This window comes from Mesorhizobium sp. M0136, assembly GCF_040322515.1.
GTDB lineage: Bacteria > Pseudomonadota > Alphaproteobacteria > Rhizobiales > Rhizobiaceae > Mesorhizobium.
In genome coordinates this window covers 1-16,615 of sequence record NZ_JAMYTP010000016.1, presented here as the reverse complement: position 1 = coordinate 16,615, position 16,615 = coordinate 1, and the positions used below count along the sequence as shown (strand labels likewise).

Below are 16,615 nucleotides of genomic sequence, written 5' to 3'. Positions count from 1 at the left end.
CCCTAAACGCGTTTGCGATAGACGGTATCGAGCCAGACCGCGAGCACCAGCACGGCGCCGACGACGATGCTCTGCAGCGGTGAATCGATGCCGAGCAGCACCATGCCGGATTGCAGCGACTGCATCAAAAGTGCGCCGAGCATGGCGCCGAGCACCGTGCCGGAGCCGCCTGCAAGTGACGTGCCGCCGATGACCGCGGCGGCGATGACCAGCAGTTCGTCTAGCGTGCCCAGCGCATTGGTCGACGAGTTCTGCCTGGCAGACGAGATCGCCGCGGCGATCGTTGCCAGTACGCCCATGATCATGAACACCTTCATGGTCACCCAACGCGTGTTGATACCGGCAAGGTTGGCGGCTTCCGGATTGCCGCCGATAGCGAAGACATAGCGGCCGAAACGGGTACGCTTGGTGATGAAGGTCATGATCAGCCCGACGGCCACAGCCATCAGCACGGGTATGGCGATGCCATGGGCGATGAACAGCCCGCCTTCGGGAACCGTTATATTGTTGGCCGCCGCGTATCTGTTCACGATGCCGACCGGCCAAGGATAGGAATTGGCGAGCCATATGGCGCCCATGATGACAGCGCAGGTGAGGACACCGAGGAACGTCTCGGCCCAGATCGGGCGCAACGGAAAGCGGAACCGCTTGCGCTGCACCCGTCCGTTGAGCAGCATGAACACAACCGCCAGGCACGCGATAATTCCGACGATCCAGCTCCATCGCGCGCCGATCGAACCCGCCGGCCCACCGCCCATCAGCTGGAAAGTGGCATCAAGCGGCGCAATCGTCTGACCGCTGGCGACCCACCATGCGGCACCCCGCCAGACCAGAAGGCCGCCCAGCGTCACGATGAAGGCCGGCACCTCGAGATAAGCGATGATGTATCCCTGGAACGCTCCGATCAGAAGGCCGAGCGCCAGGCCAATGGCCAGCGCCAGGATCCAGATCCAGGGGTTGCCGAGTTGCAGACCGATCATTCGCACCAGGAAATGCACCTGCGCAAAGCCCATGACCACGCCGACCAGGCCTTCGGCGGAACCGACCGACAGGTCGATATTGCGCATGACGATAACCAGCACCATTCCGGCGGCCATTATGGCCACGGCGGAAGTCTGCACCGAGAGGTTCCAGAGATTGCGTGGCGTCAGGAAGGTCCGGCTGTCGAAGTCGAACGGATTGACGCCGAGCCGTACGCTGGAAACGACATGCAGCCCGATCCAGATGACCAACAGCGCGCCGATCATGCCGAGCATACGGGTGTCGATCTCGGTTGCCTTGAGAAACCGGGCAACGATGCCGAGCTCGGATTCCCGCGCCCGGTCTGCCGTGCTGTCGACCGGCGTGTTGGAAGTCGTGTCGGTCATCATGTTTCTCCCGCCGGGTTGCCGTCTGCCGCGGATGCCGGAAGCAGCCTAGAAGTTATCCGCCGGAAGCGGAAAAACAATTCTTTTTGAAAAAACGCCGCGGCGAGCGGCCGCGGCGTTCGGACTTCTCGGAAACGTCGGCTCAGTTGCAGACCGCAACAGTGCCAGCCGCCACGCCGGCGCAGACCTCTTCTTTCTTGATCCAACCGGCGTCGATGACGACGTTGAGGTTATCCTTGGTGATGGCCACCGGAGTCAGGAACAGCGACTTGACCGTGTTGCCGCCGGGCGTGGTGAAATCCTTCACGCCGGCAATGTCGGTCATCTGCTTGCCGTCGGCAAGCTGCGAGGCGATCTCGGCGGCGTTCTTACCGAGCTCGCGCGCGTCCTTCCACACCGACACGGTCTGTGTGCCAAGCGCGATGCGGTTCAGTGCGGCGTGGTCGCCGTCCTGGCCCGAGACCGGAACCGATCCGGCCAGCCCTTGCGCCGTCAGCGCGGCGACGACGCCACCGGCGGTGCCGTCATTGGCCGCGACCACGGCATCGACCTTGTTGTCGTTGGCGGTCAGGAACTGTTCCATGTTCTTCTGAGCGTTGGCCGGCAGCCAGCCGTCCGTATAGGCCTCGCCGACATTCTTGATCTTGCCGCTGTCGATGGCCTCCTTCAGCACCTCCATCGAACCGGCAAACAGGAAATCGGCATTCGGATCGGAACCCGAACCCTTGATGAAGACGTAATTGCCTTCCGGCTTCACCTTGAAGACTTCGCGGGCCTGCATGCGGCCGACTTCCTTGTTGTCGAAGGTCAGATAGAACACGTCCTTGTTCTCGATCAGCCGGTCATAGCCGACGACCGGGATGCCTTCGTCCAGTGCCTTCTGCACGGCCGGCCCGATGGCCGAGGCATCCTGTGCGAGGATGATCAGCGCATTGGCACCCTGCGAGATCAGGCTCTCGACGTCGGTGAGCTGCTTGCCGGGGTTGGACTGTGCGTCGGCGGAAATATACTTGTCGCCGGCGGCCTCGATGGCCGCCTTCATTGCGGCCTCGTCGGTCTTCCAGCGCTCTTCCTGGAAGTTCGACCAGGAAACGCCGATGACCTTGTCTTTCGCCTGCGCCACCGACGCCAGCGCCAGCGTCATGGCGACACCCGCCAGAATGGCGGTCGTGAATTTCTTCATCATATCCTCCCTGCGCCGCGTACGGCGTGACCAATTGCTCAACGACCAGCTTGGAAGCTCTAATTTTTTCGAGCCTCGAAAAAATACTGGCCCGATCTCCGGCTGCTGTCAACATCGATTGTGATGGATTTTGATGACTCTGCGAGTTTTTTCGAGCGTCGGAATAAACGATGACAGCGCCACCAGCATCTGACACTATTTGCCGCATCTGACACTATTTGTCGGACATTACCGACGGCTTCCGGTTCATGAGCGGCCGCGGCAACCGGGAGGAAAGCAAAACGATGTCGGTCGGAATCCGCCATGACGATTTGCGCCGGCGCAACCGGGCGATGGTGATCTCGGCGGTGCGCCGGGCCGGCCAGCCATCGCGTACGGAGATAGCAGCCACCACCGGCCTCAGTCATTCAACCATATCGGCGATCTCCTCCGACCTGATACGGGAAGGCATCCTCGCCGAGAGCAAGGCAAGTGAGGCCGTTTCGTTGAAACGCGGTCGTCCGCAGGTCGGCCTCGCCCTCAACCCGGAAGCGGCGGCGGTGCTGACCGTGGTGTTGTCGCTGAATTTCCTGTCGGCCGCCATTATCGACTATGCGGGACAGGTGGTCGCCGAGGAACAGCGCCGGCTGGACACGCTGACCATGCCGCGCGACGAGCTGACCCGCGAATGCATGGCCATTGTCCGGCGCCGGCTTGAGGACCCAGACCTTGACGTCCGCAGTGTCGCCCGCATCGCCCTGGCGATTCAGGGCATTACCGACTCCCCTGCGCGCGCCATGCTGTGGTCGCCGATCACGCCGCAGACCGACATCGCCTTTGCCGACATGCTGGAGGACGAATTCGGCATCCCGGCCACGGTGGAGAACGACTGCAATATGATGGCGGTAGCTTTGCGCTGGCGCAATCCGGATCGCTATCACGACGACTTCATCGCCATCCTGCTTTCGCACGGCATCGGTATGGGGCTTGTGCTGAAGGGCGAACTGTTCACCGGGACGCATTCCTCGGGCGGCGAATTTGGCCACATGATCCATCGTCCGGGCGGCGCGCTCTGCCGCTGCGGGAGGCGCGGCTGCATCGAAGCCTATGCCGGCAACTATGCCATCTGGCGCAACGCCAGGCAGATGAGCGAAGACAGCGAACCTATCGCCGACGTCAGCGACGCCGACATGCGCGCTCTGGCGGCCCGGGCGCGCGAGAAGGATGGGCCGGAACGCGAGGCCTACCGCAAGGCCGGCGAAGCGCTGGGTTTCGGTCTCGGCTCGCTGTTCGCGCTGATCGATCCGGCACCGGTCGCGATGGTCGGCGCCAGTGCCGCTGCCTTCGATCTGATCGAACCGGCCTTGCGCAAGGCCATCGCCCAGACCGCCGGTGGCCAGCATTCGGGCTCGATCTCCTTCGACACCGAGCCAAACGAATTGCCGCTGATCCGCGAAGGCTGCGCGATGCGGGCGTTAAACTTCGTCGACCAGGAGATTTTCGCGCCGGGCGCGCAAATGAGGCCCGGCGTCAGAAAGAACGTCGCCTGACCAGGCGGGTCAATCTTCCCTGATCGCATAGCCGGCACCGCGGATGGTGCGGATGACATCCGGCATGCGGCCGTTATTGACGGCTTTGCGCAGCCGCCCGACATGCACGTCGACGGTGCGTTCGTCGATGTAGATCGTCTCGCCCCAGACATTATCGAGCAACTGGCTACGCGAGAAGACGCGGCCCGGATGCCGCATCATGAACTCGAGCAACCGGAATTCGGTCGGCCCGAGCCTGATTTCGCTCTTCTTGCGATAGACCCTGTGCGATTCGCGATCGAGCACGATGTCGCCGACCTTTAGCACGCTGGACAGCACTTCCGGCTTGGCGCGCCGCAGCAGCGCCTTGACCCTGGCCATGAATTCCGGCGTCGAAAACGGTTTGACCAGATAGTCGTCGGCGCCGGTCGAAAGACCGCGCACCCGGTCGCTCTCCTCGCCGCGCGCGGTCAGCATGATGATCGGCAGCCGCTCGGTTTCGGGGCGCACGCGCAACCGGCGGCAGAGCTCGATGCCGGAAACCGCCGGTATCATCCAGTCGAGCACCAGAAGGTCGGGCACATTCTCCTGCAAACGGATCTCGGCTTCGTCGCCGCGTGTCACCACCTCGACCTGGTAGCCTTCGGATTCGAGATTGTAGCGGAGCAGCACGCCCAACGGCTCCTCGTCCTCCACCACCATTATGCGTGGTGCGATCATCGGCTGGGCACCCCCATCATGTCACCGGCGCGGACATTGTCGTTTCGTCCTGCTTCGGACGGTTGACCGGCAATTGCTCGCCGGTCAGCACATAATACGCATTTTCGGCGATGTTGGTGACATGGTCGCCGATCCGCTCCAGATTCTTGGCGCAGAACAGCAGATGCGTGCAAGCGGTGATGTTGCGCGGATCTTCCATCATGTAGGTCAACAGCTCGCGGAACACCGACGTGTATTTGACGTCGATACGCTCGTCGGCGGCACGCAGCTTGGCCAACGCGGCCGCATCGCCTGCAGCATATTCCTCGATGACGCCCTGCACCTGGATGAGCACCAGCTGCGCCATCGCATCGATGGAATGCGAAAGGTCGCGCGGCGTGACGCTGAGGCCGACCGCGCTCACACGCTTGGCGATGTTCTTGGCAAGGTCGCCGATGCGTTCGAGGTCGCCGGCCATGCGGATCGCTCCGACGACATGGCGCAGATCGTGAGCCATTGGCTGGCGCTTGGCGATCAGGGTGATGGCGCGGTCGTCCAGTTCGCGTTGACGCGCGTCCATGATGGCGTCGTCGGAGACGACGCGTTGCGCCAGCACGTTGTCGGAATTCAACAGGGCCTTGGTCGCCCCGCCGACCATCGAACCGGCGAGGTCGGCCATGTCGCGGATCAGCTTGCTGATCTGCTCGAGATCCTCGTCGAAAGAAGCGACTGTGTGTTCGCCCATGGTCCTGTCCTCATATGCATGATCGGAACGGCTCAGCCGAAGCGGCCAGTGATGTAGTCCTGCGTGCGCTTCTCGCGGGGCGACGTGAAGATCTTCTCGGTCCGGTCGAACTCGACCAGTTCACCCAGATACATGAAGGCGGTCTGGCGCGACACGCGCGCTGCTTGCTGCATGTTGTGGGTGACGATGACGATCGTGTAGTCGGCTTGCAACTCGTCGATCAGTTCCTCGATCTTGGCCGTCGACAGCGGGTCGAGGGCCGAAGCCGGTTCGTCGAGCAGAATGACTTCCGGCTTCACTGCAACGGTGCGGGCAATGCAGAGCCGCTGCTGTTGGCCGCCGGACAGGCTCAAGCCGCTGGCGTTTAGCTTGTCCTTGACCTCGCTCCACAGCGCGGCCCGCTTCAACGCTTGCTCGACGCGGCCGTCCATCTCGGACTTGCCGAGATTCTCGTAGAGCCTGACGCCGAAGGCTATGTTCTCGTAGATCGACATCGGGAACGGCGTCGGCTTCTGGAACACCATGCCGATCTTTGTCCTGAGGAGGTTGAGATCCTGCGACCGGTCGAGAATGTTCTTGCCGTCAAGCAGCACCTGGCCCTCGGCGGTCTGTTTCGGGTAGAGCTCGTAGATGCGGTTGAAGACGCGCAGCAGCGTCGATTTCCCGCAACCCGAAGGGCCGATGAAGGCCGTGACGCTGCGCTCGGGCAGCGACAGGCTGATGTCCTTCAGCGCCTTGCTCTGGCCGTAGTAGAAGTTGAGGTTCTTGACCTCGATCTTCGTCTTCTCGGTGACCGTTTCGGTCATCGTCATGTCTGGGGACAACATCTGTGTCATCTGTCCTCTCTGCGTCCGGTAAGGCTGCGGGCGAGGATGCTCAAGCCCAGAACCGTCAGGGTGATTATGAGTGCGCCGGTCCACGCCAGTTGCTGCCATTCCTCGTAAGGGCTGAGAGCGAACTGGAAGATGGTCACCGGCAGGCTGGCCATCGGCGCGTTGATATTGCTGCTCCAGAACTGGTTGTTGAGCGCGGTGAAGAGCAGCGGCGCCGTCTCGCCGGAAATGCGTGCTATCGCCAGCAATATGCCGGTGACGATCCCGGACAATGCGGCGCGGTAGGCGACCGAACGGATCACCACCCAGCGTGGCGCGCCGATCGCGGCACCGGCTTCACGCAACGCGTTCGGCACCAGGTTGAGCATGTCTTCAGTGGTGCGCACGACCACCGGAATGACCAGGATGGCAAGCGCCACGGCGCCGGCAATGGCCGAGAAATGTCCCATTGGCCGCACCATCAATTCATAGACGAACAAGCCGATGATGATCGACGGCGCCGACAACAGGATGTCGTTGATGAAGCGGACGACGGTGGTGATGCGCGAAAAGCGTCCATACTCGGCCATGTAGGTTCCCGCCAGCACGCCGATCGGCGTGCCGACGACAATGGCGATGATCGTCATCAGCAGGCTGCCCGCGATGGCATTGAGCAGGCCGCCGGCTTCGCCCGGTGGTGGCGTCATCTCGGTGAAGACCGCGAACGAAAGCCCGGCTGTGCCCTTATAGATCAACGCACCGAGGATGAGCGCCAGCCAGGCAAGTCCGATGCCGGCGGCGACGACGCAAAGCGCCATCATCACCGAATTCCTGGCTTTGCGGCGGCTGTGGAGCGATGAGGATGTCGACATCGGTCAGGCTCCCGTACGGGCGTCGATCCGCATCAGCATATAGCGGGCGGCGGCAAGGATCAGGAAGGTGATGACGAACAGGATCAGGCCGAGCGCGACCAGCGAGGAGGTGTAGAGGTCGCCGTCGGCCTCGGTAAATTCATTGGCGATGGTCGCCGAGATCGTCGTGCCCGGTGCGAACAGGGAGGCACTGATGCGATGCGCGTTGCCGATGACGAAAGTCACCGCCATGGTTTCGCCGAGTGCCCGGCCGAGGCCAAGCATGACGCCGCCCATGATGCCGATGCGGGTATAGGGAATGACCACGCGCCGGGTCACTTCCCAGGTGGTGCAACCGATGCCGTAGGCCGATTCCTTCAGCACCGCCGGCACCGTATCGAAAACGTCCTTGGTGATCGAGGTGATGAAGGGCAACACCATGATGGCGAGGATCAGCGCCGAGGTCAGAAGGCCGATGCCGTAAGGAGGGCCGGCGAAAAGGCTGGATAGTCCCGGCACGCCGTGGAAGATGCTGATGATGAAGGGCTGTATCGTCGTCTGCAGGAACGGCGCGAACACGAACAGGCCCCAGATACCATAGATGATCGAGGGAATGCCGGCCAACAGCTCGACCGCTATGCCGATCGGGCGCCTGAGCGGGCGCGGGCAGAGCTCGGTGAGAAAGATTGCAATGCCGATGCCGATCGGAACCGCGATCAGGATGGCGATCGCCGCCGTTACCAGGGTGCCGTAGATCGGCGCCAGTGCGCCAAATTTTTCCGTGACCGGATTCCAGCTCTCAGTCGTCAGGAAAGAAAAACCGAAGGACGACAGCGCCTGCCATGAGCCGGCAAACAGCGAGATCGCGACACCGCCGAGGATGACCAGCACAAGGATTGCGGAAGCGCGGGTGAGTCCGCGAAATATGGCATCTGTGAGCGCGAAGCGCCGCACCGTAGCTTCCCTGGCCCGGGCTGCTGCAGATGATGGCATGGCATCGGAAGCGATGGTCATTGGGTCCTCGCAATTAAAGGCAACAGGGAGGGCGCCGTCGACGCCCTCCCTGGAGGAGATTACATAGCCGAGTAGAGCGGCTTGCCATCGTCGCCGACGACTTCCTTGGCCCACATGGCCTTGACGCTCTCAACCACCTTGTCGGGCATCGGAACGTAGTCCAGCTCGCCGGCCATCTCGTCGCCCTTGTCATACGCCCAGGCGAAGAATTTGAGCGCTTCGCCGGTGGTCGCGGCGTCGTCCGGCTTCTTATACAGGAGGATCCACGTCGCCGCCGTCATCGGCCAGGACTCGGCGCCCGGCTCATTGGCGAGGATCACCCCATAGCCCGGCTGCGAGCTCCAGTCGGCATTGGCCGCTGCCGCCGAGAACGCGGCTGCGGTGGGCTCGACCTTCTTGCCGTCCTTGTTGATCATGTCGGTGTGGGTGAGCTTGTTCTGCTTGGCATAGGCGTATTCGACATAACCGATCGCGCCGCCGGTCTGGGAGACGTTGTTGGCAACGCCCTCATTGCCCTTGGCGCCGATGCCGACCGGCCATTCCACGGCCTTGTCGACGCCGACCTTTTCTTTCCAGTCCGCGCTGACGTCGCCGAGGTAATAGGTGAAGTTGAACGTCGTGCCCGAACCATCGGAACGGTGAACGACCGCGATCGCCTGCGAAGGCAGCTTGACGTCGGGATTGAGCTTCTTGATCGCCTCGTCATCCCAGCTCGTGATCTTGCCGAGGAAGATGTCGGCCAGCGTCGGGCCGTCGAGAACCAACTCGCCCGGCTTGATGCCTTCGAGGTTGACGACCGGAACGATGCCGCCCATCACCATCGGGAACTGAGCCAGTCCGGACGCTTCAAGCTCGTCGCCCTTGAGCGGCGCATCCGAAGCGCCGAAGGTAACGGTCTTGGCTTTGATCTGCTTGATGCCGCCGCCGGAACCGATCGACTGGTAGTTGAGGCCAACGCCGGTGTCTTTCTTGTAGGTGTCGGCCCACTTCGCATAGATCGGGTAGGGGAAGGTGGCGCCGGCGCCGGAGATGTCCGCGGCGAGCGCGGCGGACAGGGTGAGGGTGGTCGTCGCCGCAGCCATTGCAATCGCAACGGCCGCCGAGCGGATGAAATGTCTCATGTGGCCTGCTCCTGTTCGGAATATGGTCTCTCGGCGCCATTCCTCCGGCGCCCGCTGAGGCCAATAGCCCCCGATTATTACAGTCGCATGACAGTTTCATGTCGCTCCGGTAACGTCGTCCAGCCGGGTTAAGAAGGAGCGGCCGCGGGCTTTGTCGGCATGGGCGGCGGTTTGCCGCTGGAATCAGCAGCTTGCGTGATTTCCGGCCGGCATCGTCTGCTCGGCGATCGCAGCCACCGGCTTTAAAAGAAAAAAGCCGGACGGGAGCGCGTTGCATGCAGCCAGAACGTGTCATGGCCGCGCCATCGCCGAAACAGGTCCGTTGGGGTAAATCTGACCCTGTTTCTTGCCGGCGGTCGCTGCTCCCGCCCGTAACTGGAGGAGCGGAACTTCGAACATCCCATTGTCGCCACTGAGCGCGGCTTTGGTATGGTGCGATCGCACCATGGCCTTACGCTGGAAGCGTTGACGAATCGCAAGTTTCTAACTCGCGCTGGACCCCCATTCGCGCCCGACTCGGCGTTCGATCTTCGAGCAAGGCCTTCGACGGGAAGCGCGACGACTTCTACTTCACGGTATCTACTCCCTTCGCCCTATTCCGCCGGTTGTCGGTTAGGCCGAAGCGGCGTTATAAGCTTGCAGGGGTATTGCTGATGTCTCGACGGATTCTGCCTGTCTTCCTGTGCCTGGCGCTGCCTCTGGGAAGCGGTTGCGCGCGCAGCTATGACGGCACCGTGATCATTCCCAAGCCGCTCGATGTTCGCCGGTTCTGGGATCGGCCTTCGCCGCAGGCGCAAGCCGAACAGTCGCAACTGGAGACCGACGTCTTTCCAGTGGCGCCGCAAACGACGAAAAGGCCGGCGATGCGCAGGAATGCAGCTTCCGTTGCAGCGCCACGGAGGAGGGCCACCAACAACCCACCCGTGCTGTCGCCGGAGCCGACGAAGGCGCTAACTTGCAGGAACGTCAGCGAGCCCGGCAAACGGGCCCGCATGGTCTGCGAATAACCAGCCGACGTCGGTCGACGGCCCTACGCCTCGAAGCGGCTATCCGGTCAAAAGTTCGCCGTCTCGGAACATCGCCCGCCTGGGTCAGTTCGCCGGGAAAAAGGCCGGCCCGACCACTCTCACCGGCCGTGCGCCGATCGCCCTTTCGATCGACTGATGCTGGGCAGCGCCTTGCACCTCGGCAACCGGCGTTTTTGCCTCTGCAGGAACGGCACCGGCGGTTTCGATCCCGGATTCAGGAATTTCCGCGACGATGCCAAAATCCGGCTTTGCCGTCGGCAAGGGAATGATGGCGTTGGTCATGTTGGCCGGTGTCACGGTTCGTGCCCTGAGTTCGGCGACGCGCCGATAATAGCGCTTGACGTCGCAGGCCTTGAAGTTCGCGTCGTCGCGGTACCGGAACGCGGCAGGTAGCTCCACATAGGGTTTTCCTGACTGGAGCGCGACCATCTCTTCAGTCTCGCGAGTGGCGTCGCTCAGCGTGTAGAGGTCGACGCCGGCATCGTCGCAGATATAGCGGCACTGATCGACCGTTTCCTTCAGATCGTCGCTCTTGGCGAACTGCGATTTTGGCGCGGGGAAGAAATATCCGTCCGACAAGCGAACGCAAAACAGCATCCGATTGCCGCCCATTGTTGCGCCTGCGAACTGGGGTTTGGCTGCTGTGCGCTGCTGCGCCGGCTGTTTCTTGGCAGCGGGGGCGGCGCAGCCCAGCGCGACAAACCTGGCCTTCAATCCGGACGTGTCCCTGCCCGAATTCGACAGTCTGGCGATCTGGCGTTGCACCTCCGCCTTGCTGGCGACCAGGTCGGCGCAGGGGTTGAAGAAGAAGCCGGCCGTTTTCGCCGTGCATCGGCGTTGTCTCTCCAGCTTTTGAAGCGCGCCGAGTTGCCGGCGCAGTCGGGCAAGCTCGGGGCTGGTCCCGCCGCTGCGCCCCGCCGAAAGAAATTGGCTCCTGATAGCACCGCAGCTATCCGCGTAGGAGAAGGATGTGCCGAGCGCAATGGCTATTGCCGACACCAGCATCAGAATCGTGAAGAGCCAGAAGCGTGTCATTGGAACGACCATTGTCCTTGTTGCACCGAGAACAGGATTTCTTTGTCGACTATGGATAAGTTCTGGCTAAATCAGTTTTATCTAATTGAAGTAGACCACTCCACCATCGAAGACTTAAGTTCTAGTGTAGTACATCCGCTCGCGTGAATTCAATATTACATTTTTATTTCAAGATTGAGACGAACCGGCAGCAACGACGCCCGCCACGGCGAAATTTTGAAGCGCGCGGCTGGTTCCGCACCGCGATCAATCCGGCGTTACCGGCCGCCCGTTGCTGAAACCTTAGCCCCAGGTTCGGCGTTGAGCGTCCAACGGAGGAGACCGCAAATGTCGATCCACTTCACTGTCGCGGGGCTGACCAGGAATCTGTTCCATTCACTTGGGTTGGACCATGAACGCGTACCAAGGCCACTCGACCACGAGCAGAGGCTTTTGCTGGAGTGCTATCTCGCCGGCCAGATTCCGGAATCGGCCTGGAGCGACTATGTCTTCGAGATGCCGGAACTGGCGCGACATGTCGAGGCCAGACGAAGCCGCCACTAGATCCCGAAAAGTGGAATCCGGTTTTTGGAAAAGATCAAGGCGAAGCCTTCACTCGCGGTGCAGCCTGTTCTTGTTTGGGCGAGTTGAATTGCAGAGTGAACACCTTGCCCGGGATGCCTTGAGCCAGCGCCGGTGAAAAGCTCAACGGCAGGCAATGGTCCACGGCCGCGACCGCCGCGTCGACAAAAGCTTGGCGCGCCTTCTCCTCGCCGGCGACGCGGATGGCGGTCGGCTTGGGCCGGCCGATCAGCGTGCCATCGCGCCTGAAGCTGAAGCTCAGGGTGACGGTGGAATTCCCGGCATTCGCCGGAGGGGTCCAGCACGCCTGGATGGCAGCCCCGACCTCGGGCATGGTGTTGAGCGTCGCTGCATTCGATTGACCGGTTGCGCCCACCAGCATGGCGCCTGCGATCACGATCATTCCAGCAATGCTTTTCATGGCAGGGCCTCTGTCCTTGAACCGCCCTCGAGGACGGGACGAACTTCGATGGTAGGGCCGACAGCGGCGATGACAAGATGGCGGCGACGCGTTTCATCAGCCATGCAGGCGTCGTGAAACGCCGTCTGGCGCAACTTCGGCAGGGGCTGAAATAAGCAAAAGGCCGGCGCGCAGCCGACCTTTGCTTCCCTTCCGCGCCAGTACATCCGTGGTCGCGGGCTGGAGGTGGATTCAGTAGAAAGGGTTTAGGTTAATGAAACCTTAAGCTCCCCACATCGTGCAAACAGGGGAGATTAAAAAATCCCCAGTTCATTACCGGCTCCTGCAGACGTGCGGACGACCGCTATTGGCATGTGCCTCAGGCGTTGGCCTGCGACCTCACATAGGCGATATAGCCGCGCACGTCGCCGGCCGGCTCGGCATAGGCCTTGCCGAGCTTCTTCTCGATCGCCGCTATATAGTCTTTTGCCCATTGGGGCAACGCGTAGTCGATGACGGCGAGGAACTCGAGCGTCGCCGCCAGACGGATGTCGGCGATCGACGGGTCCTTGCCGCCGATGAACGGCTTGCCGTTCCTGAAGAAGGAGTGAAACACCTCCAGCGGCTCGGCTATCGCTTCTATAGCGGCCTTCTGGGCTTCCGACTTCTTGTCGGGATGAGCGTCGCTGTGGCCGACCTCGCCGGCATATTGCGGGAAATTCAGTGCAGGATAGGTGGCGCGCGCCACATAGGGGTAGAGCGTGCCGATCAGGTAGAACATGGCACTGTCGATCATTGCCCGCTTGGCCGGTGCCCTGGGATATAGTTTCTCCAGGCCGTGCTTGTTGGCGAGGTACTGCATAATGGCGCAGCTTTCCCACAAGACACCTCTCGGCAGGCCCTTGTCCTCGATCATCGGCGTCAAATGGGCCGGGTTTCGCGCCATGTATTCGGGCGAGCGCGTGAGGCCCCAAACGTCGGTTTCGGAATGGTCGAGCCCGGCGGCGCGTGCAAACACCCGAACGCTCATATTGTTGACGCTGGGCTTCAGCATGCTGAGCGTGAGCGCCGGCTTTTTCGCCGGTTTCGCCTTGGTCTTCGCGGTCTTTTTGGTGGAGACTTTCGTCGCCGGCTTTGCCACTTTCGCCGCTGACTTGGCGGCGGCTTTGGCCGCCGGCTTCGCTCCTGGCCTGGCTGCCTTGGCCGCGGGCTTCTTTGCACTCATGGTTGCTGTCTTCGCCATTATATCCTCCCTTTGTTCGGCGTGCCGTCAGTACGGATTTTTCGGTGCGCGATCCTCCGACAAGGTCGTGCGCGAACGCTCGACAAGCGCCTGGATCGCATCGGCAAGGTGCACCTCGGCGATGTTGTAGTCGCCACGCGCGACACGCAGCTTGTGCGCCTCCATCAGCACGTCGGCATGGCTGAAGCCGGCCGGCGGCTCGAAGCGGTAGGAGGCGAGTTCGATCAGCAGGCCGAGCGGATCCTCGAAATAGATCGAGTCCATGAAGCCGCGATCCTTGACGCCGCTGTGCTTGATGCCGCGCTCGTCGAGCCGGGCGATCGCCTGCAGAAAGGTGACGCGCGACACCGCAAACGCGATGTGATGGACGCAGCCCGTATCGGTCGGCGTGCGCCGCTTGACCGGCGTCCGGCTCTCGTCGGTGAAGACCGTGATCAGCCGGCCGTCGCCCGGATCGAAATAGAGATGGCTTTCGCTGGCCTTGTCGAGGTTGGGCTGTTCGAAGATGAAAGGCATGCCAAGCACGCCCTCCCAGAAATCGATGGAGGTCTGACGCCCGGCGCCGACCAGCGTGATGTGATGAACGCCTTGTGACTGCAGCTTCTGCATCTGACTCCTCCCGGCCACGCCGTCTTGCAGCCGAACGGAAGTTCGGATGCCCAGTCGCGCTTGGATCAGCGCCCGGCATGTGATCGCGCCCGGCCTCGCTCGCCTTCGCTCCGCATTCCGCATCCTGCAGGAGTGCGGCCGGAGCTTTGATGAACGGATGCTAGTTCAATCCGAGGCGTTGCGCCAGAAGCGCTGAGTTTCAAGAACTCCACGCAGGCGCCAAGAGCGCGGACGCCTTCGCCGGAGCTCGCCGAAACGATCCGTGGCCGGCAGTTGTAATGGTGCGGCTGCCCGCAGGTCGCTGGGTTTCCCGAGCGGCCGGTTTGGCGACGGCAGGTCAAAGGGGCCTCGTTGACGCATGCCGCGCCTGGTTCGGATTACGGGCATCCGTGGCCCTAGATGAAAATCACATATTCTTCATCGGCACATCGGGATCGACATGTCCCCCATCGGCAGTGATCTTCAGCCTTGAGAGGTAGTGCTCCCATCCCCTTCGGTGGCTGTCACGCTCCTTTGCGTTCGGCAGTCCGCTATGCGTGAAGCGGATCAGTGTCCCCGCATCCCTCGCGATCAGGTCGATCTCGACATGGCTGGAGCCGGGCGGCACGGTCTCGTTGTCTTCCCAGCCAAAACTGTAGGCAAGACGGTGGACCGGGATCACCTCGGTGAACTCACCGCGCGCCATATGGCGACCACCGACATTGACGAGAAACAGACCGCCCGGCGATGCATCCAAATTCGCTTCGGTCCCGATCCATCGCACGATCTGGTCCGGATCCGTCAAAAGCGCGAACACGGTCGCTTGTGGCGCCGCGACCTCAATCTCTGTGTAAACCGATTCCGCCATCGCTCACTCCAGGTCACATCCGCATCGAATGCCGTGCAAGCGAATATGGGGAGTTGCAAGAAGATGTTCGAGGCGTAAGCATAAGCCGGTGCCGAGTGATCTTCTACCGATGCTTCTCGCAAACTCGCTTTCATTCCTTCTGGACGACGCCGCGCATATTGGCGACGGTGGGCGACTTCTATTGCAGCTCTCAACGCATTTGATGGAAGACGGCTTGCCGATCATCGCCGGCGCACTGGCGCAGGATGCTCCCGACCCGATTATCTCACGCCGCATCTGGCTCTGGCGAGCGCCTGGGGGTGAAGTGGTCGAGGCTTTGGGGATAGGCGCCGACCGCCAGAATGCCGATCCCCGGCTCGTGCTGCGGGAGTGGCTTGGCACGACGCGGGCGATCGTGTTCGACGAGCGAGCGGGCGGTGTCGCGCCGACTTTGGTGTGGGCGTTCGACCATACTCCGGATGAGGCGCAGTCAGAGCTGCTGCGGCAAATCTCCCGGTTTGCTGCGGCTCCGATGACCGCACTCGCAGAACGGTCCGCGAAACGCGCATTGCTCGAAGCATATTTGGGAAAGCGCAGTGCAGCACATGTGCTCAACGGTCATTCTCGTCGAGTAAAGGGAGAGACGATACGGGCTGCGCTTCTGTGCGCGGACCTTCGAGGTTTCACCGATCTATCCGAGGTTCATGATGCAGACGAGATCGTATTGGTACTTGATGCCTGGTTCGATTGCGTCGCCGGCGCGGTGCACGCATTTGGTGGTGAGGTTCTCAAGTTTATAGGTGATGGCGTCCTCGCGATGTTCCCGATTGGCGAGCGCGATGCAAATGCCGCATGTGACGCCGCGGTACGCGCCGTGAAGGCCACGCGCGCCGGGATAGATCATCTCAACCAAACTCGGCGCCGCAATGGCGGCCCTGAGCTCGGATATGGCATTGGCCTGCATGTCGGCGAGATACTCTGGGGGAATATCGGCACTGCCGGCAGGTTGGACTTCACCGCGATCGGCAAGGCTGTAAATCTTGTCAGCCGCATCGAAGGGCTGTGCAAGCCGTTGGGACGGACGGTGCTCGCGTCGACACTGTTCGAGGCAGAAACTACCGAGCCGATGATCGCCATGGGCAGTCATCCGCTCGGAGGAATAGCAGGCGCGCAAACACTTTTCGGCTTGCCGGAATAGATCGAATGGTTGAGCGCGCCGTGGATGTGTCGTTCGCAGCATATCTTGGTATCGTGCGAAGCCATGACTGAGAGAAATTCGAACGGCAAAGAAGCTACGATACTGCAACTGGAGTATGGCGCGTTTAGAGCCCAGCCATGCGCGTCGCGCGCAGCTTCGCTGGCCGGTGCTAAGGGCCGAGTATTCCCGGCATCCACCCTTTCGAGGGAGAGGCGCCTTCGCCGAGCTCGCCAAAACGATCCGCCGCCGGCCGCTGTAGCTCAGGTCGGCTCCAGGCAGTGCCGGCCAGCGTGATGGACGTCTTGCAATCGGCTCCGCTGCGCCAGAAGCGTACGCATCCGGTGAAGACCGCAGACGTGCATATCCGATGCCATGAGGACCTGAGCACCGCGGTGCTGGGGTCAAGCTTTCGATG

General features: G+C 61.9%; 17 protein-coding genes. 4 read left to right on the top strand and 13 right to left on the bottom strand.

Annotation, left to right across the window (positions count from 1 at the left end):
* Positions 1-2: 2 nt before the first annotated feature.
* Together NKJ35_RS19675 and xylF are read right to left on the bottom strand one after the other, a co-directional pair.
* Entirely contained in the window at positions 3-1,367 is a 1,365-nt protein-coding gene (locus NKJ35_RS19675) for a sugar ABC transporter permease (protein ID WP_352649252.1), read from the bottom strand.
* Positions 1,368-1,509: 142 nt separating this feature from the next.
* On the bottom strand, positions 1,510-2,550 hold the full coding sequence (gene xylF / locus NKJ35_RS19670; RefSeq protein ID WP_352505024.1) for a D-xylose ABC transporter substrate-binding protein: 1,041 nt from the start codon (positions 2,548-2,550) through the stop codon (positions 1,510-1,512).
* Between the two features lie 284 nt (positions 2,551-2,834).
* Here xylF and NKJ35_RS19665 point away from each other — a divergent pair, with 284 nt between their 5' ends.
* Positions 2,835-4,079, top strand: coding sequence for an ROK family protein (locus NKJ35_RS19665; RefSeq protein WP_352649251.1), 1,245 nt, complete (start codon positions 2,835-2,837; stop codon positions 4,077-4,079).
* Positions 4,080-4,088: 9 nt separating this feature from the next.
* Here NKJ35_RS19665 and phoB read toward each other — a convergent pair whose 3' ends face one another.
* The 6 genes from phoB to pstS are packed head-to-tail and all read right to left on the bottom strand — an operon-like array spanning position 4,089 to position 9,300.
* Complete coding sequence (phoB, locus tag NKJ35_RS19660; RefSeq protein ID WP_031212149.1) at positions 4,089-4,778, bottom strand: phosphate regulon transcriptional regulator PhoB; 690 nt, start codon at positions 4,776-4,778, stop codon at positions 4,089-4,091.
* Positions 4,779-4,794: 16 nt separating this feature from the next.
* Positions 4,795-5,502: a phosphate signaling complex protein PhoU gene (gene phoU, locus NKJ35_RS19655; protein ID WP_254816572.1), complete on the bottom strand. Its 708-nt coding sequence runs from the start codon at positions 5,500-5,502 to the stop codon at positions 4,795-4,797.
* Between the two features lie 32 nt (positions 5,503-5,534).
* The gene (gene pstB / locus NKJ35_RS19650) at positions 5,535-6,338 is read right to left on the bottom strand and encodes a phosphate ABC transporter ATP-binding protein PstB (protein ID WP_254816571.1); all 804 of its coding nucleotides are present in this window, start codon (positions 6,336-6,338) and stop codon (positions 5,535-5,537) included.
* Positions 6,335-7,186, bottom strand: a complete 852-nt coding sequence (gene pstA, locus NKJ35_RS19645; protein ID WP_352649250.1) for a phosphate ABC transporter permease PstA — start codon at positions 7,184-7,186, stop codon at positions 6,335-6,337. The genes pstB and pstA overlap by 4 nt, the downstream gene beginning before the upstream one ends.
* A 3-nt stretch (positions 7,187-7,189) precedes the next feature.
* Positions 7,190-8,179 (bottom strand): phosphate ABC transporter permease subunit PstC, encoded by a 990-nt coding sequence (pstC, locus tag NKJ35_RS19640; RefSeq protein ID WP_352649249.1) that lies wholly within the window; start codon positions 8,177-8,179, stop codon positions 7,190-7,192.
* Between the two features lie 59 nt (positions 8,180-8,238).
* Positions 8,239-9,300: a phosphate ABC transporter substrate-binding protein PstS gene (pstS, locus tag NKJ35_RS19635; protein ID WP_352649248.1), complete on the bottom strand. Its 1,062-nt coding sequence runs from the start codon at positions 9,298-9,300 to the stop codon at positions 8,239-8,241.
* Positions 9,301-9,953: 653 nt separating this feature from the next.
* Here pstS and NKJ35_RS19630 point away from each other — a divergent pair.
* Entirely contained in the window at positions 9,954-10,307 is a 354-nt protein-coding gene (locus NKJ35_RS19630; RefSeq protein WP_254816568.1) for a hypothetical protein, read from the top strand.
* A gap of 84 nt (positions 10,308-10,391) precedes the next feature.
* Here NKJ35_RS19630 and NKJ35_RS19625 read toward each other — a convergent pair whose 3' ends face one another.
* The gene (locus NKJ35_RS19625; protein ID WP_352649247.1) at positions 10,392-11,363 is read right to left on the bottom strand and encodes a DUF2865 domain-containing protein; all 972 of its coding nucleotides are present in this window, start codon (positions 11,361-11,363) and stop codon (positions 10,392-10,394) included.
* Positions 11,364-11,690: 327 nt separating this feature from the next.
* On the opposite strand from NKJ35_RS19625, the gene NKJ35_RS19620 reads away from it, so the two are divergent.
* On the top strand, positions 11,691-11,906 hold the full coding sequence (locus NKJ35_RS19620; RefSeq protein WP_352649246.1) for a hypothetical protein: 216 nt from the start codon (positions 11,691-11,693) through the stop codon (positions 11,904-11,906).
* Between the two features lie 34 nt (positions 11,907-11,940).
* Here NKJ35_RS19620 and tolA read toward each other — a convergent pair whose 3' ends face one another.
* The 4 genes from tolA to NKJ35_RS19600 all read right to left on the bottom strand — a co-directional run bounded on the left by tolA (position 11,941) and on the right by NKJ35_RS19600 (position 15,023).
* The gene (tolA, locus tag NKJ35_RS19615; RefSeq protein ID WP_254816565.1) at positions 11,941-12,345 is read right to left on the bottom strand and encodes a cell envelope integrity protein TolA; all 405 of its coding nucleotides are present in this window, start codon (positions 12,343-12,345) and stop codon (positions 11,941-11,943) included.
* 358 nt (positions 12,346-12,703) lie between these two features.
* On the bottom strand, positions 12,704-13,567 hold the full coding sequence (locus NKJ35_RS19610; protein WP_352649245.1) for a glutathione S-transferase family protein: 864 nt from the start codon (positions 13,565-13,567) through the stop codon (positions 12,704-12,706).
* 27 nt (positions 13,568-13,594) lie between these two features.
* A complete protein-coding gene (locus tag NKJ35_RS19605; RefSeq protein WP_352649244.1) occupies positions 13,595-14,176 on the bottom strand; it encodes a VOC family protein in 582 nt (193 codons plus the stop codon).
* A gap of 406 nt (positions 14,177-14,582) precedes the next feature.
* Entirely contained in the window at positions 14,583-15,023 is a 441-nt protein-coding gene (locus tag NKJ35_RS19600; protein WP_023678521.1) for an SRPBCC family protein, read from the bottom strand.
* A gap of 109 nt (positions 15,024-15,132) precedes the next feature.
* On the opposite strand from NKJ35_RS19600, the gene NKJ35_RS19595 reads away from it, so the two are divergent.
* Positions 15,133-16,200 (top strand): adenylate/guanylate cyclase domain-containing protein, encoded by a 1,068-nt coding sequence (locus NKJ35_RS19595; protein WP_352649243.1) that lies wholly within the window; start codon positions 15,133-15,135, stop codon positions 16,198-16,200.
* Positions 16,201-16,615: the final 415 nt, after the last annotated feature.

Excerpts from the sequence above, each read along its gene's own strand:
- NKJ35_RS19625 (WP_352649247.1), bottom strand. The coding sequence starts at position 11,363 with ATGACACGCTTCTGGCTCTTCACGATTCTGATGCTGGTGTCGGCAATA.
- NKJ35_RS19675 (WP_352649252.1), bottom strand. The coding sequence starts at position 1,367 with ATGACCGACACGACTTCCAACACGCCGGTCGACAGCACGGCAGACCGG.
- tolA (WP_254816565.1), bottom strand. The coding sequence starts at position 12,345 with ATGAAAAGCATTGCTGGAATGATCGTGATCGCAGGCGCCATGCTGGTG.
- NKJ35_RS19620 (WP_352649246.1), top strand. The coding sequence starts at position 11,691 with ATGTCGATCCACTTCACTGTCGCGGGGCTGACCAGGAATCTGTTCCAT.
- NKJ35_RS19630 (WP_254816568.1), top strand. The coding sequence starts at position 9,954 with ATGTCTCGACGGATTCTGCCTGTCTTCCTGTGCCTGGCGCTGCCTCTG.
- NKJ35_RS19595 (WP_352649243.1), top strand. The coding sequence starts at position 15,133 with ATGCTTCTCGCAAACTCGCTTTCATTCCTTCTGGACGACGCCGCGCAT.
- pstB (WP_254816571.1), bottom strand. The coding sequence starts at position 6,338 with ATGACACAGATGTTGTCCCCAGACATGACGATGACCGAAACGGTCACC.
- NKJ35_RS19665 (WP_352649251.1), top strand. The coding sequence starts at position 2,835 with ATGTCGGTCGGAATCCGCCATGACGATTTGCGCCGGCGCAACCGGGCG.
- xylF (WP_352505024.1), bottom strand. The coding sequence starts at position 2,550 with ATGAAGAAATTCACGACCGCCATTCTGGCGGGTGTCGCCATGACGCTG.
- phoB (WP_031212149.1), bottom strand. The coding sequence starts at position 4,778 with ATGATCGCACCACGCATAATGGTGGTGGAGGACGAGGAGCCGTTGGGC.
- pstS (WP_352649248.1), bottom strand. The coding sequence starts at position 9,300 with ATGAGACATTTCATCCGCTCGGCGGCCGTTGCGATTGCAATGGCTGCG.
- NKJ35_RS19610 (WP_352649245.1), bottom strand. The coding sequence starts at position 13,567 with ATGGCGAAGACAGCAACCATGAGTGCAAAGAAGCCCGCGGCCAAGGCA.
- pstA (WP_352649250.1), bottom strand. The coding sequence starts at position 7,186 with ATGTCGACATCCTCATCGCTCCACAGCCGCCGCAAAGCCAGGAATTCG.
- NKJ35_RS19600 (WP_023678521.1), bottom strand. The coding sequence starts at position 15,023 with ATGGCGGAATCGGTTTACACAGAGATTGAGGTCGCGGCGCCACAAGCG.
- pstC (WP_352649249.1), bottom strand. The coding sequence starts at position 8,179 with ATGACCATCGCTTCCGATGCCATGCCATCATCTGCAGCAGCCCGGGCC.
- NKJ35_RS19605 (WP_352649244.1), bottom strand. The coding sequence starts at position 14,176 with ATGCAGAAGCTGCAGTCACAAGGCGTTCATCACATCACGCTGGTCGGC.
- phoU (WP_254816572.1), bottom strand. The coding sequence starts at position 5,502 with ATGGGCGAACACACAGTCGCTTCTTTCGACGAGGATCTCGAGCAGATC.